Here is a 22,298-nt window from a genome sequence, read left to right on the forward strand (position 1 = left end):
GATCAGCCTTCGGCTGACAGACTGTGCTCATGCGCATTGTGGTTCTCGCCGGCGGCATCGGTGGTGCCCGCTTCCTGCGCGGTCTCCAGCAGGCCGCTCCGGACGCCGACATCACGGTCATCGGCAACACCGGTGACGACATCCATCTGTTCGGGCTGAAGGTCTGCCCCGACCTCGACACGGTGATGTACACCCTCGGCGGTGGCATCAACGAGGAGCAGGGCTGGGGACGGGCCGACGAGACCTTCCACGTCAAGGAGGAGCTCGCCGCGTACGGCGTCGGGCCGGAGTGGTTCGGCCTCGGCGACCGGGACTTCGCCACCCACATCGTCCGCACGCAGATGCTGGGCGCCGGCTACCCGCTGAGCGCCGTCACGGAGGCGCTCTGCGCCCGCTGGCAGCCGGGCGTGCGGCTGCTGCCGATGTCCGACGACCGCGTGGAGACGCACGTCGCGATCGAGATCGACGGCGAGCGGCGGGCGGTGCACTTCCAGGAGTACTGGGTGAAGCTGCGCGCCTCCGTGGACGCGCAGGCGGTCGTGCCCGTCGGCGCCGAGCAGGCGAAGCCGGCGCCGGGCGTGCTCGAGGCGATCGCCGCGGCCGACGTGATCCTCTTCCCGCCGTCGAACCCCGTCGTCTCCATCGGCACGATCCTCGCCGTCCCCGGGATCCGCGAGGCGATCGCCGCCGCGGGCGTGCCCGTGGTGGGTCTCTCGCCGATCGTGGGCGACGCGCCCGTGCGCGGGATGGCGGACAAGGTGCTGGCCGCGGTGGGCGTCGAGGCGACGGCCGCGGCGGTGGCCGAGCACTACGGCTCCGGGCTGCTCGACGGCTGGCTCGTCGACACCGTCGACGAGGGCGCGGTGGCGCGGGTGGAGGCGGCGGGGATCCGCTGCCGCGCGGTGCCGCTGATGATGACGGACGTCGAGGCCACGGCCGCGATGGCCCGTGAGGCGCTGGCGCTGGCGGACGAGGTCCGCGGGTGACGGCGGCGCTCCCCGGGCCCGCGGCGCCGGCCGAGTACCGCGTGTGGGCCCTCGACGGGCTGCCCGAGGTGCGTCCGGGCGACGACGTCGCCAAGCTGATCGCCGCCGCGGCACCGGACCTGGCGGACGGGGACGTCGTCCTCGTCACGTCCAAGATCGTCAGCAAGGCGGAGGGACGGATCCTCGCCGCGGACGACCGCGAGGAGGCCATCGACGCGGAGACCGTGCGCGTGGTGGCCCGGCGCGGCACGCTCCGGATCGTCCAGAACCGGCAGGGCCTGGTGATGGCGGCGGCCGGCGTGGACGCCTCCAACACCCCGGCCGGGACGGTGCTGTTGCTGCCGGCCGACCCGGACGCCTCGGCGCGCGGCATCCGCGAGGGGCTGCGCGAGGCGCTCGGCGTGGACGTCGGCGTCGTCGTCACGGACACCTTCGGGCGGCCGTGGCGCAGCGGGCTCACCGACGTGGCGATCGGAGCGGCGGGCGTGCGCGTCCTGGACGACCTGCGCGGCGGGACCGACGCCTACGGGAACCCGCTCAGCGCGACCGTCGTCGCCACCGCGGACGAACTGGCCGCGGCGGGCGACCTGGTGAAGGGCAAGGCGGCCGGGCGGCCGGTCGCCGTGGTGCGGGGCCTGCCGCACGTCGTGGACGGCGACGACGACTCAGGCGCGGCGGCGCTGGTGCGCGACGCCGCCGACGACATGTTCCGGCTCGGGACGTCCGAGGCGGTGCGGGAGGCGGTGACGCTGCGGCGCACCGTGCGGGAGTTCACGGACCGGCCGGTCGACCCGGGCGCGGTGCGCCGGGCCGTCGCGGCGGCCGTCACCGCGCCGGCGCCGCACCACACGACGCCGTGGCGGTTCGTGCTCCTGGAGTCGGAGTCCGCGCGGCTCCGGCTGCTCGACGCGATGCGGGAGGCGTGGATCGCGGACCTGCGGCGGGACGGCAGGTCGGAGGAGTCGATCGCGAAGCGGGTGCGGCGCGGTGACGTGCTGCGCAACGCGCCGTATCTCGCGGTGCCGTGCCTGGTCATGGACGGCGCGCACCACTACGGCGATCCGCGCCGCGACGCCGCCGAGCGGGAGATGTTCGTGGTCGCGGCGGGCGCGGGGGTGCAGAACTTCCTGGTGGCGCTGGCGGGCGAGCGGCTCGGCTCCGCGTGGGTGTCGTCCACGATGTTCTGCCGCGACGTCGTACGGGACGTCCTCGGGCTGCCCGCGGAGTGGGACCCCATGGGCGCGGTCGCCATCGGTCATCCGGCCGCCCCGCCGAAGGAGCGGCCGGCCAGGTCGGCGGACGCGTTCGTCGAGGTCCGCTAGCCGGGCGTCCCCGAGCACGGCCTACAGGGCCACGATGTCGCCGGGCGTCATCCGGGGCGCCCGGCGGGGCGGGACGCGGCCGCTGAGCAGGATCAGCCGGGCGGCGCGGTGCCGCTGGCCGGCGTAGGGGGCGAGGAGTTCGAGCATCGCGGCGTCGTCGGCGTGGCGGTCGCCCGCGAGGGCGTAGCCGACGATGCCGGGCAGGTGCAGATCGCCGACGGTGACGGCGTCGGGGGCGCCGTTGCTGCGCTGCACCGTCTCGGCGGAGGTCCACGGGCCGATGCCGGGGACGAGTTCGAGGCGGTCCTGGGCCTGCCGCGGCTCCATGCCCGCGGCCTCTTCCAGGCGGCCGGCGACGCGCACGGCGCGCAGGATCGTCGACGCGCGCTTGTCGTCGACGTTGGCGCGGTGCCACTCCCAGGACGGGATCTGCCGCCAGGTCCGCGGCTCGGGCATCACGTGCATGCCGTCCGGGACGGGGCCGGGGGCCGGTTCGCCGAACCGGCGGACGAGCAGGCGCCAGGCGCGGTACGCCTCGTCCGTCGTGACCTTCTGCTCCAGGACGGACGGGATCAGGGACTCCAGGACAAGGCCGGTCCGCGTCAGCCGCAGACCGGGGCGGCGGCGCTGGGAGGCGGCGAGGAGGCGGTGGCGGGGGACGAAGGCCGCCGGGTCGTCGTGCGCGCCGAGGAGGGCCGGGAGCCCGTCGAGCAGCCAGCTCGCGCCGGGGCCCCATGCCTGCGCCTCGACCGCGCCGGCGCGCAGGGCGACGCGGAGCGTGCCGGGGCCGTCCGGTGTCCGGCTGGCCCGCCAGACGGAGCCGTCCGGGGTGACGCGGAACGTCGGGTCGCCGGGACCGCGGCGCAGGGGCCCGAGGGTGAGCCCGAGGTCGAGGCCGTGCTCCAGGTCCAGGCTCCGCGCCCCTCCGGGTACGGGCACGTGCCCGCCGCGCACGGTGGTGCGCGTGGAGGGGGTACGGGGAGCGAAGCGGCCGGCCATGCGTACGAGCGTAGCCGCGCGCCCCGCCCGGCTCCGCCGCCCGTGAGGCCCGTCACCCGTCAGGGGCGGGCCGCCGCGGCACTGCTCCGACGAGAACGCTACTGGTCGGACGAGAAGCGGACCGCGCCCGCCGGGAGGGTCGTGTCGCACCAGATGCGGACGCCGTCGCGGAGTTCGTTGTCGGCGCCGACCTCCGCGCCGTCGCCGATCACCGCGCCGGTCAGCAGCGTGCGGGCGCCGATGCGGGCGCCGGCGCCGACCAGGGAGTCGGTGATGACCGCGCCGGGTTCCACCACCGCGCCCGCCAGGATCGTGCTGCCGCTGATCCGGGCGCCCGCGCCCACCACGGCGTCCTCGCCGACCACGGTGCCGCCCGTCAGCTTGGCGTCCGGGGCGACCCGCGCCGACGGCAGGACCAGCCGGTCGCCGCAGCGGCCCGGCACCGCGGGCGACGGGGCGCGGCCCAGGACCAGGTCGGCGGAGCCGCGGACGAAGGCCTGCGGGGTGCCGAGGTCGAGCCAGTACGTGGAGTCGACCATGCCCTGCAGGTGCGCGCCCTCGGCGAGCAGGCCGGGGAAGGTCTCGCGCTCGACGGAGACCGGCCGGCCGGTGGGGATCGTGTCGATGACCGAGCGCCGGAACACGTACGCGCCCGCGTTGATCTGGTCGGTGACGATCTCCTCCGGTGTCTGCGGCTTCTCCAGGAACGCCGTGACGCGGCCGGTCGGGTCCGTCGGCACCAGGCCGAAGGCCCGCGGGTCCGCCACCCGCGTCAGGTGCAGCGACACGTCCGCGCCGGAGGAGGCGTGCGTGGCGACCAGGGCGCGGATGTCCAGGCCGGTGAGGATGTCGCCGTTGAAGATCAGGACCGGGTCGTCCGGGCCGGAGTGCAGGCGGGACGCCACGTTGCGGATCGCGCCGCCGGTGCCGAGGGGCTCCTCCTCGGTGACGTACTCCAGGCTGAGTCCCAGCGCCGAGCCGTCGCCGAAGTACGGCTCGAAGACCTCGGCCAGGTACGAGGTCGCCATGACGACGTGCTCCACGCCGGCCGCGCGGGCCCGGGCCAGCTGGTGGGTGAGGAAGGGCACTCCCGCCGCCGGGATCATCGGCTTCGGCGTGTTCACCGTCAGCGGCCGCAGCCGGGTCCCTTTGCCGCCGACGAGAAGGATCGCTTCTGTCACCAGTCGTCTCTGCTTCCTGCTCGGGCCGGTCACACCGCTGGTCCTGCGATGTGACCGGTCAGTTTATGCAGATGATCGGACCGATGACCGTATGGGGTGTATCAGACACGCCCCTGGTACTTCGCGGACGCGGTCCGGGTGGTTCCGAGCTTCTTGTACAGCCGGGCCCCCGGGCACGTGGTGGCGAAGCCGTCGCGGTGCCCGGAGATGACGTTCAGTCTGACCTTCGTCCCCTTCCTGTACCGGTTGCCACCGCCGGACGTCAGAGTGGTCTTGCCCTTCGGGTTCGCCCCGAAGAGCCCGAGCTTCCAGGCCGTCAGGCGGGCCACCGCGTTGGTCGCGGCCGCCGGCGGATTGCTCGACCCGAAGGTGCCGAGGACGGCGATGCCCATGCTGTCGGTGTTGAAACCGCGGGTGTGGGCGCCCAGGACGGCCCGGGTCACGCCGCCGGCGCGGCCTTCGTAGATGTTTCCGCACTTGTCGACGGCGAAGTTGTAGCCGAAGTCCCGCCAGCCCAGGCTCACGACGTGGTAGCGGTAGATGCTGCGCAGCACGGAGGGGGCCTGCCGGCAGCTGTAGTTGTTGCCGGTCGCGCTGTGGTGCACGAAGGCGGCCTTCACCTTCTTCGTGTACACGAACTTCTTCTCGCGGAGCTTCTCGTTCGCGCCCCAGCCCTTCCGCGTGACGATCCGGGGACGCGGCCCGATGTACGGCCGCGCGCGCAGCGCCGCCTCGGGGAGGGCGGCCTCCCGCTCGTGGTCGGTCTCGTACGCGTACCGGCCCGCGGACTCCGCCGCGTACTCCGCCTCGGTCTGACGGCGGGGCAGCGCCGGGAGCACCGTGCCTTCCGGCGCGCCCAAGGCCAGGGACCTGTCCGAGGCCCCGCCGGCGGTCGTGTCCTCGCCCGGGTCGACCAGTTCCAGCCGCAGGCCCTCCGGCAGCGGGGCCCGGCCCTCCGCGCGGACGCGGATCTCGACGCCGTCCGAGTCGCCCACCCACAGCGGGGCGGTCGCCCCGCGCACCGGCCCGTCGGCGCGGCCCTCCGTGCCCGGGTCGGCTCCGTCGGCGTGGGTCTCCACGTCCTGCCAGGTGGACCAGGACCCGTCGTCGGCGGCGCGCGTCCGGACCTGGACGCTGCCGTGCAGTTCGGCCCCGGCGTCGTCCCAGACGACGCCGACCAGCGAGAACGGTCTGACGTCCCGTCGGGTCAGGCCCCGCACGGCGGCGGAGCCGGCCGCGCGGGCGTTGCCGAGGACGTCGAGCGGAAGCGACTGGGTGTCCCCCGCGGCGCGGGTGTCCCCCGCGGCGCGGGTGTCGTCCGCGGGCGCGGAGCGCGAGGCGAGCGGGTCGGTCGGGGGCGGGGCCGCGGCTCCGGCCGCGGGCGCGAGGGGAAGGACGAGGGCGGCCGTACACACGACGCCGATGGAGGTAGCAAGGTAGGCACGCATGGTGCGATGGTGCGGAGCCCGCCGGCGTTCCGCGCGCCGGGACGAGCCCCGGAAACTGACGGCCCGTCGGTCCGACCGGAGGACCCGGTCACCGGTACGGCGGTGTCGCCGGGGCGCGCCCGCGTACCCTTGCGCGGGTGAACGCCACCGATCGCACCCCCGCGGACCTGCTGCGATCCGCGCTCGCCGCGGACCCGGCCCGCCCCTTGGTCACCTTCTACGACGACGCCACCGGTGAGCGCGTCGAATTGTCCGTGGCCACCTTCGCCAATTGGGTGGCGAAGACGGCCAATCTGCTCCAGGACGAACTGGGCGCCGAGCCCGGCGAACGGCTGGCCCTGCTGCTGCCGGCCCACTGGCAGACCGCCGTATGGCTGCTCGCCTGCTCGTCCGTCGGCGTGATCGCCGACCTGGACGGCGACCCCGCCGCCGCCGATCACGTCGTCGCCGGTCCGGGCCGGTTCGACGCGGGCCTGGCCTGCTCCGGGGACCGGATCGCGCTCTCGCTGGAGCCGCTGGGCCGGCGCTTCCGGATCCCGCCCGCCGGGTACGCGGACTACGCGGTGGAGGTGCCGAGCCAGGGCGACCGGTTCGCCCCGTACGTCCCGGTCGATCCGGACGCGCCCGCGCTGGCCGTGTCGGGCCTGGAGCTGACGGGGGCCCAGCTCGTGGAGCGGGCCCGCGCCGACGCGGAGACCCTCGGCCTCGCCCCCGGGGCGCGGCTGCTGACGGGCCGCGGGTACGACTCCTGGGAGGGCGTCTCCGCCGGGCTGTACGCGCCGCTGGCGGCCGGCGGCTCGGTCGTGCTCTGCCGGCACCTGGACCGGCTGGACGCGGACGGGCTCGCGAAGCGGGTGGAGAGCGAGCGGGTCACCGCCACGGCCGACTGAGCGAACGGCCACCGTCACGGCCGACCGAGCGAACGGCCACCGTCACGGCCGACCGCACGGGCATGCCCCTTCCGCCACCCGTCCGGCGCAGCGACGCGCCGAGTCCCCGGGCCCGGGCGTCGACGCAGGTGGATGATCGGCGGGTACGCGCCTTTGACCCCCTCGACGGACGGGACCGCAGACGTGACGGACAGCGCAGGCACCCCCACCCCCGCCGAGCCGGACGGTCCGGCGGGCGACGGGGAGCCGGGCGACGGCACGCCGAAGCGGCGCTGGCCACGGTGGACGGCCGTCGGCTGCTCGGTGGTCGTGCTGGTCGCGGCCGCCACCGGCTGGTGGCTGTACCGCAAGCTGGACTCCAACATCACGACCGACACCTCCGCCGAGGCGGAACTGCGCCGGTACGAGAAGGAGCGCCCCCGCCCGGGGGCGCTCGGGGCGCGGAACATCCTGATGATCGGCTCCGACACCCGCGCCGGCAGCGGCAACCGCAAGTACGGCCGGGACAAGGGGACGCAGCGCTCGGACACCACGATCCTGCTGCACCTGGCGGCGGGCCGGACCAGCGCCACGGCGGTGTCGGTGCCGCGCGACCTGATGGTGCGGATCCCGAGCTGCCGCACGGCGGACGGCACACGCACCCGTGAGCAGTTCGCGCAGTTCAACTGGGCGTACGAGTTCGGCGGCACCGCCTGCACCATCCGCACCCTGGAGCGGCTGACCGGGATCCGGGTCGACCATCACATGGTGGTGGACTTCCGCGGCTTCAAGAAGATGGTCGACGCCGTGGACGGCGTCGAGGTCTGCCTGAAGGAGCCGGTGAACGACCCGGACGCCCATCTGAAGCTGCCGGCCGGCCGGCACACGCTCCGCGGCGAGCAGGCGCTGGGCTTCGTACGGGCCCGCAAGTCGCTGGGCAACGGCAGCGACACCGAACGCATGGACCGGCAGCAGCAGTTCCTCGGCGCGCTGGTCAACAAGGTGCAGAGCAACGGCGTCCTGCTGAACCCGGCGAAGCTGTACCCGGTCCTGGACGCGGCGACCAAGGCGCTCACCACCGATCCGGGGCTCGACTCGCTGCGGGACCTGTACGACCTGGCCCGCTCGATGCGCAGCGTGCCGACGGAGAAGGTGCAGTTCCTCACGGTGCCGCGGCGCCCGTACGCGTACGACCCGAACCGGGACGAACTGGTGCAGCCTGCCGCGAACGCCTTGTTCAAGCGGCTGCGCGAGGACCTGCCCGTGGAGGTCGTCCCGGACGCGGAGAGCGACGACGGACGGTACAAGGAGGACGAACCGGAGGCCGAGCCGACCCCCACGTTCTCGGGACGCAACGCGGCCGAGGGCGTGTGCTCGTGAGGTGACCGCCCGGTCACGCTCCGGCGGTCAGGTAAAGCGCCACCCAAACCCGCTCTCGCAGGAAACGGTGTTTGAGCGAATTGCCCGCTTGTAAGGTGCGTGGAATTTGTCACGGACGTCGCCCCGCGCTGAACTGGGCGGATAGTGTGACGCGATCCGGTGCTGCGACCGCGTGTCGCGCACGGAGAGATCGAAAGAAATCGAGCGCCTGCCGGGGGAGGCGCCGCGTGGCACCGACGGAGGACTCAGGCAACCGTGGACGCGCACAGCCGTGGACGGGCGGACGAGATCGACCCCGCCGACCAGTGGGTGCTCAACCCGCGCACCGGCAACTACGAACTGCGACTGGACCGTTCCGCTGGGCAGTCGGCACCCGTCTCGCGTCCGCGCGGCACCACCCCGCCGAGCCCCAGAGCCGCCGGCCGCGCCCCTGACGGCGAGCGCCGCTCCGGCGCCACCGAGGCCGCACCCGTACCCGGGCAGCGCCGACGGCGGGTCGCGGAGGGCCAGGGCCGTGGCCACGGCGGCGAAGGCCCGGCGGGCCGCCGCAAGCGCCGCCCGGCGAAGTCCCGCCGCAAGAAGGCCCTGATGTGGACCGGCGGCGTGACGGCCTTCGTCGTCGCCGCGGGCGCCGTGGGCGCGTACGCGCTGTACGAGCACTTCAACGGGAACATCAAGACGGTCGACGTGGCCGGGGCGAGCGGCGGCGGGTTCAAGAAGGGCAAGGCCTTCAACATCCTGCTGATCGGCACCGACAAGCGCACCGGCTCCGGCAACCAGGGCTACGGCGACAAGAACAGCCCCGGGCACGCCGACACCACGATCCTGTTCCACGTCTCCGCGGACCGCACCAACGCGACGGCGATGTCGATCCCGCGCGACCTGAAGACGAACATCCCGGACTGCGAGACCAAGACCGCGGACGGCACGAAGGTCATCCCCGGCGAGACGGACGTCCGGTTCAACACCAGCCTCGGCCAGGCGGGCCGCGACCCCGGCTGCACGATGCGCACGGTCACCGAGCTGACCGGGCTGACCGTGGACCACTTCATGATGGCCGACTTCAACGCCGTCAAGGAGATGACGACGGCCGTCGGCGGCGTGAAGGTCTGCGTGGCCAAGCCGGTCAAGGACAAGGACTCCAAGCTGAACCTGCCGAAGGGCGAGTCCGTCGTCATGGGCGAACAGGCCCTGGCCTTCGTCCGGACCCGGCACAGCTTCGGCAACGAGAGCGACCTGGACCGCATCAAGATCCAGCAGCAGTTCCTGAGTTCGATGATCCGTCAGATGAAGTCGGACGAGACGCTGACCAGCCCGACCAAGCTGTACGGGCTCGCCGAGGCGGCCACCAACGCGCTGACCGTCGACACCGGCATAGGGAGCATCGCCAAGCTCTCGGACCTGGCGAAGGAACTCACCCCGATCGACCCGAAGAACATCACGTTCGCCACGCTGCCGGTCATCGACAACCCGAACGAGAAGATCAAGGCGACGGTCGTCCCGCATCCGACGAAGGCGCCGCAGCTTTTCGCGCTGCTGAAGTCCGACACCTCGCTCACCGAGGTGAAGAAGAAGGAGAAGGACGCCAAGAACGCGCAGGCGAACGCCCAGGCCGCGCTCCTGAAGGGACCGCGCGCCGAGGCGTCGCAGGTGCGGGTGGACGTCTACAACGGCAGCGGCATCCGCGGCGCGGCGCAGAACACGATCAACTGGCTGCAGAACGACGCGGGGGTGTTCCGCTCCACGAACAAGAGCAACGCACCGCAGAAGCAGGTCACGACGACGCTGGAGTACGCCCCGAACCAGGCCGACCAGGCACGGAAGCTGGCGGACCTGATGGGCCTGCCCGCGGCGGCGCTCAAGCAGGGGACGCAGGAGGCCGGTGAGAGGGAACCGATGACGCTGATTCTCGGCTCTGACTTCAAGGGCGCGGGGGTGCCCCTCACCGGGCCGGCGAAGGTGCCGGACATCGACAAGGTAGAAGCCGACAAGAAGGTGTGCGCCTCGTGACCCGGATGTTCCGGGCCGACGGCCGCATCTGAGTATCCGAGGGGGGCCCAGGGGTGGGACAGAGCAGCGTGCGTGGGGAGGGAGCGCGAGAGCGCGTTCCGCGCGCCCGTGAACACGGCTGGGACGACAGCCTGTACGAGGACGCGGGCACGATGGGCCTGCGCGTACGGCCGGGTTCCGGCGACGGCGGCGGTTCGGGCGACGCGGGCAGCGGCCCGGGCCACCGCCGCGGCGGTCCGCGCCGCCGTGCCAAGAAGTCCGGCAAGGGCAAGGTGCTGAAGTGGACGGCGGCCACGGTGTCGCTGCTCATACTCGGCACCGCCGGCGCGGGCTACTGGTACTACGAGCACCTCAACAGCAACCTGCGCTCCGGCGGCCGCAGCGGCGGCGACAGCGGCGTGAAGAAGGCCGCGCCGAACGCCCTGGGCAACACCCCGCTGAACATCCTGCTGATCGGCTCGGACAGCCGGAAGGACCCGAAGAACGTCAAGCTGGGCGGCGGCAAGAACCTCCGTGACCAGAAGCCGCTCGCGGACGTGCAGATGCTGCTGCACATCTCGGCCGACCGGAAGAACGCCTCCGCCGTCACGATCCCCCGCGACACGATCGTCACGATCCCGAAGTGCAAGGACGACGAGGGCAACACCTACCCGTCGACGAGCAACCGGCCGATCAACGAGACGCTGGGACGCGGCGGTCCGGGCTGCACCCTCACCACCTGGGAGACGCTGACCGGCGTCTACATCGACCACTGGATGATGATCGACTTCGCCGGTGTGGTCGCGATGGCGGACGAGGTCGGCGGCGTCCCGGTCTGTGTGGAGACCGGCGTCCACGACAAGCCGACCCGGCAGGTGCCCGGCGGTTCGGGCCTGAAGCTGAAGGAAGGCACCACCGAGATCAAGGGCGAGCAGGCCCTGCAGTGGCTGCGCACCCGGCACGCCTGGGGCAACGACCAAGGCCGGGCCAAGGCCCAGCACATGTACATGAACGGCATGTTCGAGAAGCTGCAGAAGCAGAACGCCTGGTCCGACACCGGCCAGCTGCTCAGCCTCGCCGAGACGGCGACCAAGGCGCTGCAGGTCTCGGACGAGATCGCCTCCGTGAAGGGCCTGTTCGACCTGTCGATGCAGCTCAAGAACGTGAAGCTGAACCGGATGACGACGGCCACGGTGCCGACCGTCGAGTCCCGGATCGACCGCAACAAGCTCCAGCTCGTCCCCAGCGCCGCGGACAAGATCTTCCGCATGCTCCGCGAGGACGTCGCCTTCGACAAGAACGGCGACCCGAAGGACGCCAAGCCGTCCCCCTCCCCCTCCGCGAAGCCGGGACCGACGGCGGCCGCGCCGGGCTCGATCGGCGTGACGGTCGTCAACGGCACCGGCTCCGACACCGAGGCCCCGATCGGCGGCCGGGCCCGCAGCATCTCGGAGACCCTGCAGGGCAAGGGCTTCACGAAGGCGAGGTCCTCGCAGGGCGCGGAGCCGCGCAAGGACTCGGTGGTCAAGTACCCGAAGGCCGAGGGCGAGCAGGGGAAGGCCGACGCGGTGTCGGTCGCCACGGCGCTCGGTCTGCCGGCGACGGCCGTCCGCGCGGACGCCGCGGCCGAGGGGATCACCGTGGTGGTCGGCCAGGACTGGCGCGAGGGCGCCGTGTTCAAGCCGGCGAAGACGGAGGCCGGCGACCTGCCGGAGGGTTCGGACGTGGTCCGGGCCGACGAGAAGCACTGCATGCCGGTCTACTCGGTCTACCGCTGGGACGGCAAGAGCTGACCCGGCCCCTCCCGGAACACGACGAGGCCGCCCGGTGCGTGACGCACCGGGCGGCCTCGTCGCGTCGGCCGTGGCTCAGACGGTCGTCGCCCTGACCGCCGGGCGGCGGCTGGCGATGACCTTCCGGGCCAGGGAGCGGGGGCTGGTGAGGAAGCCGAAGCCCCAGGACATGTGCATGGTGGCCAGGGCCACCGGGATCTGCAGACGGGCCTTCAGCGGGAGGCCCTTGCCCGCCGGAATCGAGCCGGCGGTGATCGCGGCGAGGTAGCCGGCCGGGATCACGAAGCCGAGCGGGCTGAGCGTGACGCCGGTCACGAGGCCGGCCGCGATGGCGCAGACCGCGGTCGGCGGGGCCAGGTAGCGGAGGTTGATGGAGCCCTGGTGGTAGCGGGCCACCACGTGCCGCCAGCGGCCGTAGTCCTTGTACTGCTTCGCCAGCGCGCGCACGTTCGGCCGGGGCCGGTACTGGACGCGCAGCTCGGGCGAGAACCAGATCAGGCCGCCCGCCTCACGGATGCGGAAGTTCAGCTCCCAGTCCTGGGCGCGGATGAACTCCTCGTTGTAGCCGCCCTGCTGCTCCAGGGCCTCCCGGCGGAAGACGCCGAGGTACACGGTCTCGGCCGGGCCGGCCTCGCCCCCGGTGTGGAAGGCCGCGTTGCCCACGCCGATCTTCGAGGTCATGGCGGCGGCGACGGCGTGCTCCCAGTCGTTCTCGCCCTCGGCGTGCATGATGCCGCCGACGTTCTGCGCGCCGGTCTCCTCCAGGAGCCGGACGGCGGTGGCGATGTAGTCCGGGGAGAGCATGCCGTGACCGTCGACGCGCACCACGATCGGGTGACGGGACGCCTTGATCGCCGCGTTCAGCGCGGCGGGCGTACGGCCCGTGGGATTGGGCACGGTGTGCACGCGGGGGTCCTCGCGGACGAGCTCGGCGGCGATCTCGTCGGTGCGGTCCGTGGACGGCCCGAGCGCGATCACCACCTCCATCTCGCCGTCGTACTCCTGCTGGAGGATGTGACGGACCGAGTCGCGCAGGTGCCGCTCCTCGTTGAGGACCGGCATGATCACGGAGACGGGCGTGGCATTCATCGCCCGCCACGTTACCGCGAACGGGGGACATGGTCGCGCGCCGCCGGGTGCGGCACCCGCTGTCGCTGATCGTATGGGCCTACGGTTCTCTCGCTCTCCCTCACCCCCGCGGAGGTGTCCCCGGTGCCCACACCGCCCCGCCCGCCCCGTCCCCGGCCGGCCGGCCGCCGTCCCGCCCCGGCCCGCCGCGTCAGACGGGAAGAGCGGCCCCGCTGGGGGATGCGGGTGGCCACCGCCCTGTCGGTGCTGGTGCTGGGAGCGGGCGGCATCGGGCACGCCCTGATGACGGGCCTCGACACGGGGATCGACCGGGTCGACCCGTTCAAGGACATGAAGAACCGGCCGCAGGCCGGGCACGGGATGAACGTGCTGGTCGTGGGCACGGACGGACGGGAGAAGATCACCCCGGCGGAGAAGGAGAAGTACCGGCTCGGCGGGGCACCCTGCCACTGCACCGACACCGTGATGCTGGTGCACCTGTCCGAGGACCGCGAGCGCGTCAGTGTGGTGAGCCTGCCGCGCGACTCGTACGCGGAGATGCCCGAGCACGTCGACGCGACGACCGGCCGGCACCACGACGCGCATCCGGTGAAGCTGAACGCCGCGTACGCGGAGGGCGGGCCGGCGCTGACCGTGCGGACGGTCGAGAACATGACCGGGGTGAAGATCGACCACTATCTGGAGGTCGACTTCACCAGCTTCATGAAGACGGTGGACGCGGTCGGCGGGGTGGAGATCTGCACCGCGAAGCCGGTGAAGGACTCGTACACCGGGCTGAACCTGGCCGCGGGCCGGCACCGGCTGAGCGGCGGGCAGGCGCTGCAGTACGTGCGCTCACGGCATGTCGACGGGGCGGCGGACCTGGGCCGGATGCAGCGCCAGCAGCGGTTCGTGGCGGCGCTCATCCACCGGATCACGAGCAACGGGGTGCTGCTGAACCCGGTGCGGTTCCGGGAGGTGACCACGAGCGTGCTCGGCTCGGTCCGGGCCGACCAGGGCTTCGGCGCGGACCGCATGGTGGCCCTGGCGAAGGCGATGCGGGGCTTCGGTCCGGCCTCGTCGGAGTTCGTCTCGGTGCCGGTGGGGGACGTGAGCTTCCCGGTGAAGGGGATCGGCTCGACGGTGAAGTGGGACGCGAAGAAGGCGAGCGGGCTGTTCCGGGCGCTGCGGGAGGACAAGCCGCTCGCCCCGCACCGCGGGCCCGCGGTGCGGCGGGTCGTGGTGGACGTGCCGCCGCGGCAGATCCGGGTGCAGGTCTACAACGGGACGAAGACCGACGGGCTCGGGCGCAAGGTGGACGCGGCGCTGCGGGGCACCGGCTTCGACACCACCGGGGCCCCGCAGAACGGCACCGGCCCCGCGCTGCGGCGCACCCTGATCACGTACGACCCCCGCTGGGACCGCTCGGCGAAGTCCCTGGCGGCGGCGCTGCCGGGGGCGCAGCTCAAGGCGGTGCCGGGGCAGGGGCGGACTATGCGGGTGACCGCGGGGGCGGACTACAAGGGCGTGACGCCCGTACGGCCGGAGCAGACGCAGAGCGGGCAGTTCGACGCGGTCACCGGGGACCAGGTCGTCTGCGGGTAGACCGTCCCGCCGGGCGGGCAGGTCCCGCCGGGCGGCTCGGAAGGGGACGGTTCAGTCCTCGTAGCCCTCGGCCGCGCGGGCCTCGCGGAGCTCCTTGATGGCGCGGCGGCGGGCCAGGCGGTGGGTGCGGCGGATCTGGGCCTCCTGGTAGCGGCGCCGGTCCCGGTCCGTCTCGGGGATCACCGGCGGCACCGGCCGCGGCTTGCCGTCCGCGTCGACGGCGGCGAAGACCAGGTACGCGGAGCCCACCTGCTGGGCCGGCGTGGACTCGTTCCAGCGCTCCGCGAGCACCTTGACGCCGACCTCCATGGAGGACCGGCCGGTCCAGTTGACCTGCGCCTTCACATGGACGAGGTCACCGACGCGGACCGGCTCCAGGAAGACCATCTCGTCCATGGAGGCGGTGACGGCCGGGCCGCCCGAGTGGCGGCCGGCGACGGCCCCGGCGGCGTCGTCGACCAGCTTCATGATCACACCGCCGTGCACGGTGCCCAGGAGGTTGGTGTCGTGGCTGGTCATGATGTGGCTGAGCGTGGTCCGCGACGCGGCGGTGGGCTTGCCCGGGATATCGCCCTGATCTGTCATGTCGTCCACCTTATGCCGAGCTTTGCGGCGTGCCTCGGCCCGGTCACCTTTGCATCAGCTTGGCAACAGGGCCGGTGCGATTGTCCACCCGGCCTGTCGGCGCCGCCTGGGCGAACGGCACACTGTTGCGCATGAATGACTGGCAAGGCGGTTACGGCCACGGCAGCGCAGGTGACGAGCCCGAGGGCCCGCGTGTGATGCGTCACGTGCAGCGGCAGCGGCAGCGTCCGCCGGTGCCCCCGCAGCAGCCGGGCCAGGGGTACAACCCGAACTACACGCAGGCGCAGGCCTCCGGGTACGACTCGGGGTACAGCACCGGCCAGGTCTACGGCAGCCCGCAGGGCGGGGGCCGCGGCACCGTACCGCCGCCGCGCGAGCCGTACGACGACGGCTACGGCCGCCCCGCGCCGGACTGGCGCCGCCGGATCAAGGTCGGCTCGATCGTCCTCGTCGTCGCGGTGCTGGCGTACGGCATCGGCACGTACGCCTGGGCGAGCTCGAAGCTCCGGGGCGAGGTCGACCTCGCCAAGGTCATCGAGCGCCCCGAGGAGGGCGACTGCACCACGTATCTGATCGTCGGCTCGGACAGCCGTGAGGGCATGTCCGCCGAGGAGAAGAAGAAGCTGCACACCGGCTCCGCCGAGGGCAAGCGGACCGACTCGATGATGATCCTCGCCGCCTGCTCCAGCGGGAACACGATGGTCTCGCTGCCGCGCGACTCGTGGGTGACGATCCCCTCGTTCGTCGGCTCCGAGTCGGGCAGGACGTACAAGGCCCGCGGCGGCTCCAAGCTGAACGCGGCGTACGCGATGGACGGCCCCGAGCTGCTGGTGCGGACCGTCGAGTACAACACCGGGCTGCGCATCGACCACTACGCGGAGATCGGCTTCGCCGGCTTCGCGAACATCGTGGACGCGCTCGGCGGTGTCGAGATGAACATCGAGAAGGGCTTCAAGGACAAGAAGTCCGGCGCGGACTTCCAGGCGGGCAAGCAGACCCTGAACGGCGAGCAGGCGCTGGCGTTCGTCCGCACCCGGTACGCCTTCGCCGAGTCGGACCTCGCGCGGACGAAGAACCAGCAGAAGTTCCTCTCCGCGCTGGCCAACCAGGCCGCGACGCCCGGCACGATCCTGAACCCGTTCACGCTGTACCCGACGCTCGGCGCGGGCCTGGACACGCTGATCGTGGACAAGGACATGTCGCTGTACGACCTCGCGAAGATGTTCTTCGCGATGAAGGGGATCAGCGGCGGCGACGGCAAGTCCATGAACATCCCGATCTCGGGCAGCGCGCCGCAGGGCTCCCTGAAGTGGGACATGCCGAAGGTGAAGCAGCTGGTCTCGCAGATCCAGAACGACGAGCCGGTGACGGTGACGTCGAACCGCTGACCCCGCGTCACCTGATCGAAAGGGCCCGCCGATCCTTCGGCGGGCCCGTTTCCGTCACGGGAGGTTGCGGGCCATGACGATGCGCTGGACCTGGTTGGTGCCTTCGTAGATCTGGGTGATCTTGGCGTCGCGCATCATGCGCTCGACGGGGTAGTCGCGGGTGTAGCCGTAGCCGCCGAGGAGCTGGACGGCGTCAGTGGTGACCTCCATGGCGACGTCGGAGGCGAAGCACTTGGCGGCGGCGCCGAAGAAGGTCAGGTCGCCGTCGACGCGCTCGGACTTCGCGGCCGCGGCGTAGGTGAGCTGGCGGGCGGCCTCCAGCTTCATGGCCATGTCGGCGAGCATGAACTGCACGCCCTGGAAGTCGGCGATCGGCTTGCCGAACTGCTTGCGCTCGGTGACGTAGCCCTTGGCGTAGTCGAGGGCGCCCTGGGCGATGCCGATGGCCTGGGCGGCGATGGTGATGCGGGTGTGGTCCAGGGTCTTCATCGCGGTGGCGAAGCCGGTGCCCTCGGCGCCGATCATCCGGTCGGCCGGGATGCGGACGTTGTCGAGGTAGACCTCGCGGGTCGGGGAGCCCTTGATGCCGAGCTTCTTCTCCGGCGCGCCGAACGACACGCCCTCGTCGTCCTTCTCCACCACGAACGCGCTGATGCCCTTCGACCGCTTCTCCGGGTCGGTGACGGCCATCACGGTGTAGTACTGCGACACGCCCGCGTTGGTGATCCACCGCTTCACGCCGTTCAGCACCCAGAAGTCGCCGTCGCGCACCGCGCGGGTCTTCATGCCCGCCGCGTCGGAGCCGGCGTCCGGCTCGGACAGGCAGTAGGAGAACATCGCCTCGCCCGCGGCGAGGGGGGCGAGGTACTTGTGCTTCAGCTCCTCCGAGCCGGACAGGATCACCGGCAGCGAGCCGAGCTTGTTCACCGCGGGGATCAGCGAGGACGAACCGCAGGCGCGGGCGACCTCCTCGATCACGATCACGGTGGCCAGGGCGTCCGCGCCGGCGCCGCCGTAGGTCTCCGGGACGTGCACGGCGTGCAGGTCGGACGCGACCAGCGCGTCCAGGGCCTCCTGCGGGAACCGGCCCTCCTCGTCCACCTCCGCCGCGAACGGGGCGATCTTCGCCTCCGCGAGCGAACGGACCGTCTCCCGGAGCATGTCGTGCTCCTCCGACGGCCGGTACAGGTCGAAATCAGCGGAACCAGCCACGCTCAGTCACTCCCACTTGCTAACTACCGTTAAGTAACTCAAATGGTAGGGCGTGGCGGGGTCCCGGGCCAGGGCCCGACTATGCTCGGGCAGGCATTCCGCCCGACGTACTGGAGTCCCCGCATGGCCCTCAAGATCACCGTGATCGGCACCGGCTACCTCGGCGCCACGCACGCAGCGGCGATGGCGGAACTGGGCTTCGAGGTCCTCGGGCTCGACGTCGTCCCCGAGAAGATCGAGCTGCTGTCGTCCGGCCGGGTGCCGATGTACGAGCCCGGTCTCGAGGAACTGCTCGCGAAGCACGTCGCGGGGATCGAGGGCTCGACCGGCCGACTGCGCTTCACCACCTCCTGGGAGGAGGTCGGCGCCTTCGGCGACGTCCACTTCGTCTGCGTGAACACGCCGCAGAAGCACGGCGAGTACGCCTGCGACATGTCGTACGTGGACGCCGCCTTCGCCTCCCTGGCCCCCGTGGTCCGCGGCGGCTCGCTGGTCGTCGGCAAGTCGACGGTGCCGGTGGGCTCCGCGGAGCGGCTCTCCGCGCTGCTGCCGGAGGGCGTGGACCTGGCCTGGAACCCGGAGTTCCTGCGCGAGGGCTTCGCCGTGGACGACACGCTGCACCCGGACCGGATCGTGGTCGGCGTGCGCAGCGAGCGCGCGGAGAAGCTGCTGCGCGAGGTGTACGCGGGGCCCGTGTCGGAGGGCTCGCCGTTCGTGGTGACGGACTATCCGACGGCGGAGCTGGTGAAGACGGCGGCGAACTCCTTCCTCGCCACCAAGATCTCCTTCATCAACGCGATGGCGGAGGTCTGCGAGGCCGCCGGCGGCGACGTCGCCAAGCTGGCGGAGGCGATCGGCCACGACGAGCGGATCGGCGCGAAGTTCCTGCGCGCCGGCATCGGCTTCGGCGGCGGCTGCCTGCCGAAGGACATCCGCGCGTTCATGGCGCGGGCCGGCGAGCTGGGCGCGGACCAGGCGCTGACCTTCCTGCGCGAGATCGACTCGATCAACATGCGGCGGCGCGCCCAGATGGTCTCCATGACCCGTGAGGCGCTCGGCGTCGACTCGTTCCTCGGCAAGCGGGTGGCGGTGCTCGGCGCGACCTTCAAGCCGGACTCCGACGACGTCCGCGACTCGCCCGCGCTGAACGTGGCCGGTCAGATCCAGCTGCAGGGCGGCCAGGTGACCGTGTACGACCCGAAGGGCATGGAGAACGCCCGCCGGCTGTTCCCGACGCTGGTCTACGCGGACTCGGCGCTGGAGGCGGTGCGCGGCGCGGACGTCGTGCTGCACCTGACGGAGTGGAGCGAGTTCCGCGACCTGGACCCGGCGGAGCTGGGCGAGGTCGCCTCGTCCCGGGTCGTCCTGGACGGCCGCAACACGCTGGACCCGGTCCGCTGGCGCGAGGCGGGCTGGACGTACCGCGCCATGGGCCGCCCGTCGGCCTGACCGGGCCGACCGCCTCCGGCCCCGCCACGGCGCGCAGACCGCCCACCGTGGCACCGTGCCCCCGCACCGGCGCGGTGGGCCGGTCCGTTCGGGTACCCCCGCCGGCCTACGCCGTGGTGCCGTCCAGCTGCTCGATCGTCGCGTTCGACGGGCCGCGCCGGGTGCGGACGTCCCGGGCCACCGCCTCCGCGTCCCGCAGCACCCGCACCGCGTTGCCCCACGTCAGCTTGGCCAGGTCGGACCGCGACCAGCCGCGCCGCAGCAGTTCGGCGATCAGGTTCGGGTACCCGGAGACATCCTCCAGGCCCTCCGGCGTGAACGCCGTGCCGTCGTAGTCGCCGCCGATGCCGATGTGGTCGACGCCGGCCGCCTCGCGCATGTGGTCGAGGTGGTCGGCGATCGTCGCGACGGTCGCCACCGGGCGCGGGTGGGCCTCCTCGAACGCCGCGTGGAGCCGCATCGCCTCCGCCGTGGTGTCGAGGGGGTGCAGCCCGTGCGCCCGCAGGTTCTCGTCCGCGGCGGCCGTCCACTCCATCGCCGCCGGCAGCACGAACTTCGGGACGAAGGTCGCCATCGCCACGCCGCCGTTCGCCGGCAGCGCCTCCAGGACGTCGTCCGGGACGTTCCGCGGGTGGTCGCAGACCGCGCGGGCCGAGGAGTGCGAGAACAGCACGGGCGCCTCGGTCGTGGCCAGCGCGTCGCGCATCGTCGTCGCGGCCACGTGCGAGAGGTCGACCAGCATCCCGAGCCGGTTCATCTCGCGGACGACCTCGCGGCCGAAGGCCGACAGGCCGCCGACGGCCGGGACGTCCGTCGCCGAGTCCGCCCAGGCGATGTTGTCGTTGTGCGTGAGCGTCATGTAGCGCACGCCCAGCGCGTACAGCGCCCGCAGGGTGGCGAGGGAGTCGTTGATGGAGTGGCCGCCCTCGGCGCCCTTGAGCGAGGCGATCCGGCCGCCCGCCCGCGCCGCCTCCATGTCGTCGGCGGTGAGCGCCGGCGCGAGATCGCCGGCGTACCGCACGAGGAGCTGGTCGACGACGTCGATCTGCTCCAGCGTCGCGCTGACCGCGCGGTCCCCCGCGAGGTCGGAGCGCACGTACACCGACCAGAACTGCGCGCCGACCCCGCCGGCCCGCAGCCGGCCGAGGTCGGTGTGCAGCTTCCCGGCCTGGTCACGGGCGATGTCCAGCCGGTCCAGGTCGTAGCGGACATGCTCCCGCAGCGCCCAGGGCAGGTCGTTGTGGCCGTCGGCCACCGGGTGCGCGGCCAGCAGCTCCCGCGCCTCGTCCAGGTACGCCGACGGGCCGTCCGCCGCGGTCACTTCGCGAAGCCGAACGCGTTCGAGCCGTCGACCTTCGCCCGCAGCCGCTTGCCCTTCTCCGTCGCCTGGTCGTTCAGCTCCTGCTGGAACTCGCGCATCCGGGCCAGCAGGTCGGCGTCGTGCGCGGCGAGGATCCGGGCGGCGAGCAGGCCCGCGTTGCGCGCGCCGCCGACCGAGACCGTGGCGACCGGCACACCGGCCGGCATCTGCACGATCGACAGCAGCGAGTCCATGCCATCGAGGTACTTCAGCGGCACCGGGACGCCGATCACCGGCAGCGGCGTGACGGAGGCGAGCATGCCCGGCAGGTGGGCCGCGCCGCCGGCGCCCGCGATGATCGCCTTCAGACCGCGGCCGGCCGCCTCCTCGCCGTACGCGATCATCTCGCGCGGCATCCGGTGGGCGGAGACGACGTCGACCTCGTACGGGATCTCGAACTCGTCCAGGGCCTGCGCCGCGGCCTCCATGACGGGCCAGTCGGAGTCCGACCCCATGACGATGCCAATGAGCGGATTACTCAACGATCGTTCCTCGCAGATAGCCGGCGGCGTGACGCGCGCGCTCCAGCACGTCGTCCAGGTCGTCGCCGTAGGTGTTGACGTGCCCCACCTTGCGGCCGGGCTTCACGTCCTTGCCATACATGTGGATCTTGAGCTGCGGGTCCCGGGCCATGCAGTGCAGGTAGGCCGTGTACATGTCCGGGTAGTCGCCGCCCAGGACATTGCACATGACCGTCCACTTCGCGCGCGGGCGGGGGTCGCCCAGCGGCAGGTCGAGGACGGCCCGGACGTGGTTGGCGAACTGCGAGGTGATCGCGCCGTCCTGGGTCCAGTGGCCGGAGTTGTGCGGCCGCATGGCCAGCTCGTTCACGAGGATCCGGCCGTCGGAGGTCTCGAACAGCTCGACGGCGAGGTGGCCGACGACGCCGAGCTCCTTGCCGATCCGCAGCGCCAGCTCCTGCGCCTCGCCGGCCAGCTCGTCCGAGAGCCCGGGGGCGGGGGCGATGACGGTGTCGCAGACGCCGTCGACCTGCTGGGACTCGACCACCGGGTAGGCGACGGCCTGGCCGTGCGGGGAGCGGACGATGTTGGCCGCGAGCTCGCGGACGTAGTCGACCTTCTCCTCGGCGAGCACCGGCACCCCGGCCTTGAACGGCTCGTGGGCGTCCGCCTCGGAGCGGACGAACCACACGCCCTTGCCGTCGTAGCCGCCGCGCACGGTCTTCAGAATGACGGGGAAGCCTCCGACCTCGGCGGCGAACGCGGCCGCGTCGGCCGGGTCGGCCACGATGCGGTGCCGCGGGCTGGGCGCGCCGATCGCGTCGAGCCTGGCGCGCATCACCCCCTTGTCCTGGGCGTGCACCAGGGCGTCGAGCCCGGGGCGGACGACGACGCCGTCCGCCTCCAGGGCGCGCAGGTGCTCCGCGGGCACGTGCTCGTGATCGAAGGTGATCACGTCGCAGCCGCGCGCGAAGTCACGCAGCGTGTCCAGGTCGCGATAGTCGCCGATGACGACGTCGCTCACCACCTGGGCCGCCGAGTCCTGGGGAGTGTCACTGAGGAGCTTGAACCTGATGCCGAGGGGGATGCCTGCCTCGTGTGTCATACGAGCGAGCTGTCCGCCACCGACCATGCCGACTACCGGGAACGTCACCCTCTTAGGGTATCCGCCGAGCGGGGAAGCACCGTCCCCCTGTGGTTTAC

Annotated in this window: 18 protein-coding genes; 9 read left to right on the forward strand and 9 right to left on the reverse strand. The window is 72.5% G+C overall.

What is annotated here, in order from left to right; genetic code table 11:
• Positions 1-29: 29 nt before the first annotated feature.
• Positions 30-986: a 2-phospho-L-lactate transferase gene (gene cofD, locus ACNJ93_RS12115; protein ID WP_418957394.1), complete on the forward strand. Its 957-nt coding sequence runs from the start codon at positions 30-32 to the stop codon at positions 984-986.
• The gene (locus ACNJ93_RS12120) at positions 983-2,308 is read left to right on the forward strand and encodes a coenzyme F420-0:L-glutamate ligase (protein WP_418957395.1); all 1,326 of its coding nucleotides are present in this window, start codon (positions 983-985) and stop codon (positions 2,306-2,308) included. Before cofD ends, ACNJ93_RS12120 begins: the two co-directional genes overlap by 4 nt.
• A 21-nt stretch (positions 2,309-2,329) precedes the next feature.
• On the opposite strand, the gene ACNJ93_RS12125 is transcribed toward ACNJ93_RS12120, so the two are convergent.
• The 3 genes from ACNJ93_RS12125 to ACNJ93_RS12135 form a co-directional block, all read right to left on the reverse strand.
• Positions 2,330-3,307, reverse strand: a complete 978-nt coding sequence (locus tag ACNJ93_RS12125) for a DNA-3-methyladenine glycosylase family protein (RefSeq protein ID WP_418957396.1) — start codon at positions 3,305-3,307, stop codon at positions 2,330-2,332.
• 98 nt (positions 3,308-3,405) lie between these two features.
• Positions 3,406-4,488 (reverse strand): sugar phosphate nucleotidyltransferase, encoded by a 1,083-nt coding sequence (locus tag ACNJ93_RS12130; RefSeq protein WP_418957397.1) that lies wholly within the window; start codon positions 4,486-4,488, stop codon positions 3,406-3,408.
• Between the two features lie 101 nt (positions 4,489-4,589).
• Positions 4,590-5,936, reverse strand: coding sequence for a peptidoglycan recognition protein (locus tag ACNJ93_RS12135; protein WP_418957398.1), 1,347 nt, complete (start codon positions 5,934-5,936; stop codon positions 4,590-4,592).
• Between the two features lie 137 nt (positions 5,937-6,073).
• Here ACNJ93_RS12135 and ACNJ93_RS12140 point away from each other — a divergent pair, with 137 nt between their 5' ends.
• The 4 genes from ACNJ93_RS12140 to ACNJ93_RS12155 all read left to right on the forward strand — a co-directional run bounded on the left by ACNJ93_RS12140 (position 6,074) and on the right by ACNJ93_RS12155 (position 11,967).
• The gene (locus ACNJ93_RS12140; protein WP_418957399.1) at positions 6,074-6,826 is read left to right on the forward strand and encodes a TIGR03089 family protein; all 753 of its coding nucleotides are present in this window, start codon (positions 6,074-6,076) and stop codon (positions 6,824-6,826) included.
• A 132-nt stretch (positions 6,827-6,958) separates the two neighbouring features.
• Positions 6,959-8,185, forward strand: a complete 1,227-nt coding sequence (locus tag ACNJ93_RS12145) for an LCP family protein (RefSeq protein WP_418957400.1) — start codon at positions 6,959-6,961, stop codon at positions 8,183-8,185.
• 255 nt (positions 8,186-8,440) lie between these two features.
• Complete coding sequence (locus ACNJ93_RS12150) at positions 8,441-10,195, forward strand: LCP family protein (protein WP_418957401.1); 1,755 nt, start codon at positions 8,441-8,443, stop codon at positions 10,193-10,195.
• Between the two features lie 53 nt (positions 10,196-10,248).
• On the forward strand, positions 10,249-11,967 hold the full coding sequence (locus ACNJ93_RS12155) for an LCP family protein (protein ID WP_418957402.1): 1,719 nt from the start codon (positions 10,249-10,251) through the stop codon (positions 11,965-11,967).
• Between the two features lie 75 nt (positions 11,968-12,042).
• On the opposite strand, the gene ACNJ93_RS12160 is transcribed toward ACNJ93_RS12155, so the two are convergent.
• Entirely contained in the window at positions 12,043-13,056 is a 1,014-nt protein-coding gene (locus ACNJ93_RS12160) for a glycosyltransferase family 2 protein (protein ID WP_418957403.1), read from the reverse strand.
• Between the two features lie 219 nt (positions 13,057-13,275).
• Between ACNJ93_RS12160 and ACNJ93_RS12165 the strand changes: the two genes are divergently transcribed.
• Positions 13,276-14,640 carry an LCP family protein gene (locus ACNJ93_RS12165; RefSeq protein ID WP_418961380.1) on the forward strand — a complete coding sequence of 455 codons (1,365 nt, stop codon included), beginning with the start codon at positions 13,276-13,278 and terminating at the stop codon, positions 14,638-14,640.
• Positions 14,641-14,691: 51 nt separating this feature from the next.
• On the opposite strand, the gene ACNJ93_RS12170 is transcribed toward ACNJ93_RS12165, so the two are convergent.
• On the reverse strand, positions 14,692-15,225 hold the full coding sequence (locus tag ACNJ93_RS12170; RefSeq protein ID WP_418957404.1) for an acyl-CoA thioesterase: 534 nt from the start codon (positions 15,223-15,225) through the stop codon (positions 14,692-14,694).
• 131 nt (positions 15,226-15,356) lie between these two features.
• On the opposite strand from ACNJ93_RS12170, the gene ACNJ93_RS12175 reads away from it, so the two are divergent.
• Entirely contained in the window at positions 15,357-16,613 is a 1,257-nt protein-coding gene (locus ACNJ93_RS12175) for an LCP family protein (protein ID WP_418957405.1), read from the forward strand.
• 54 nt (positions 16,614-16,667) lie between these two features.
• Here ACNJ93_RS12175 and ACNJ93_RS12180 read toward each other — a convergent pair whose 3' ends face one another.
• Entirely contained in the window at positions 16,668-17,825 is a 1,158-nt protein-coding gene (locus ACNJ93_RS12180; RefSeq protein ID WP_418957406.1) for an acyl-CoA dehydrogenase, read from the reverse strand.
• Positions 17,826-17,948: 123 nt separating this feature from the next.
• Between ACNJ93_RS12180 and ACNJ93_RS12185 the strand changes: the two genes are divergently transcribed.
• Entirely contained in the window at positions 17,949-19,274 is a 1,326-nt protein-coding gene (locus ACNJ93_RS12185) for a UDP-glucose dehydrogenase family protein (protein WP_418957407.1), read from the forward strand.
• Between the two features lie 106 nt (positions 19,275-19,380).
• On the opposite strand, the gene ACNJ93_RS12190 is transcribed toward ACNJ93_RS12185, so the two are convergent.
• From ACNJ93_RS12190 to ACNJ93_RS12200, 3 genes are read right to left on the reverse strand one after another with little or no spacing between them, the layout of a single operon-like run.
• Positions 19,381-20,595 (reverse strand): dipeptidase, encoded by a 1,215-nt coding sequence (locus tag ACNJ93_RS12190; protein WP_418957408.1) that lies wholly within the window; start codon positions 20,593-20,595, stop codon positions 19,381-19,383.
• Entirely contained in the window at positions 20,592-21,089 is a 498-nt protein-coding gene (gene purE, locus ACNJ93_RS12195; protein WP_418961381.1) for a 5-(carboxyamino)imidazole ribonucleotide mutase, read from the reverse strand. Before purE ends, ACNJ93_RS12190 begins: the two co-directional genes overlap by 4 nt.
• A 19-nt stretch (positions 21,090-21,108) precedes the next feature.
• Positions 21,109-22,248 (reverse strand): 5-(carboxyamino)imidazole ribonucleotide synthase, encoded by a 1,140-nt coding sequence (locus ACNJ93_RS12200; protein ID WP_418957409.1) that lies wholly within the window; start codon positions 22,246-22,248, stop codon positions 21,109-21,111.
• Positions 22,249-22,298 lie beyond the last annotated feature (50 nt).

It is taken from the genome of Streptomyces tritici (assembly GCF_048500665.1).
Lineage (GTDB): Bacteria > Actinomycetota > Actinomycetes > Streptomycetales > Streptomycetaceae > Streptomyces > Streptomyces tritici.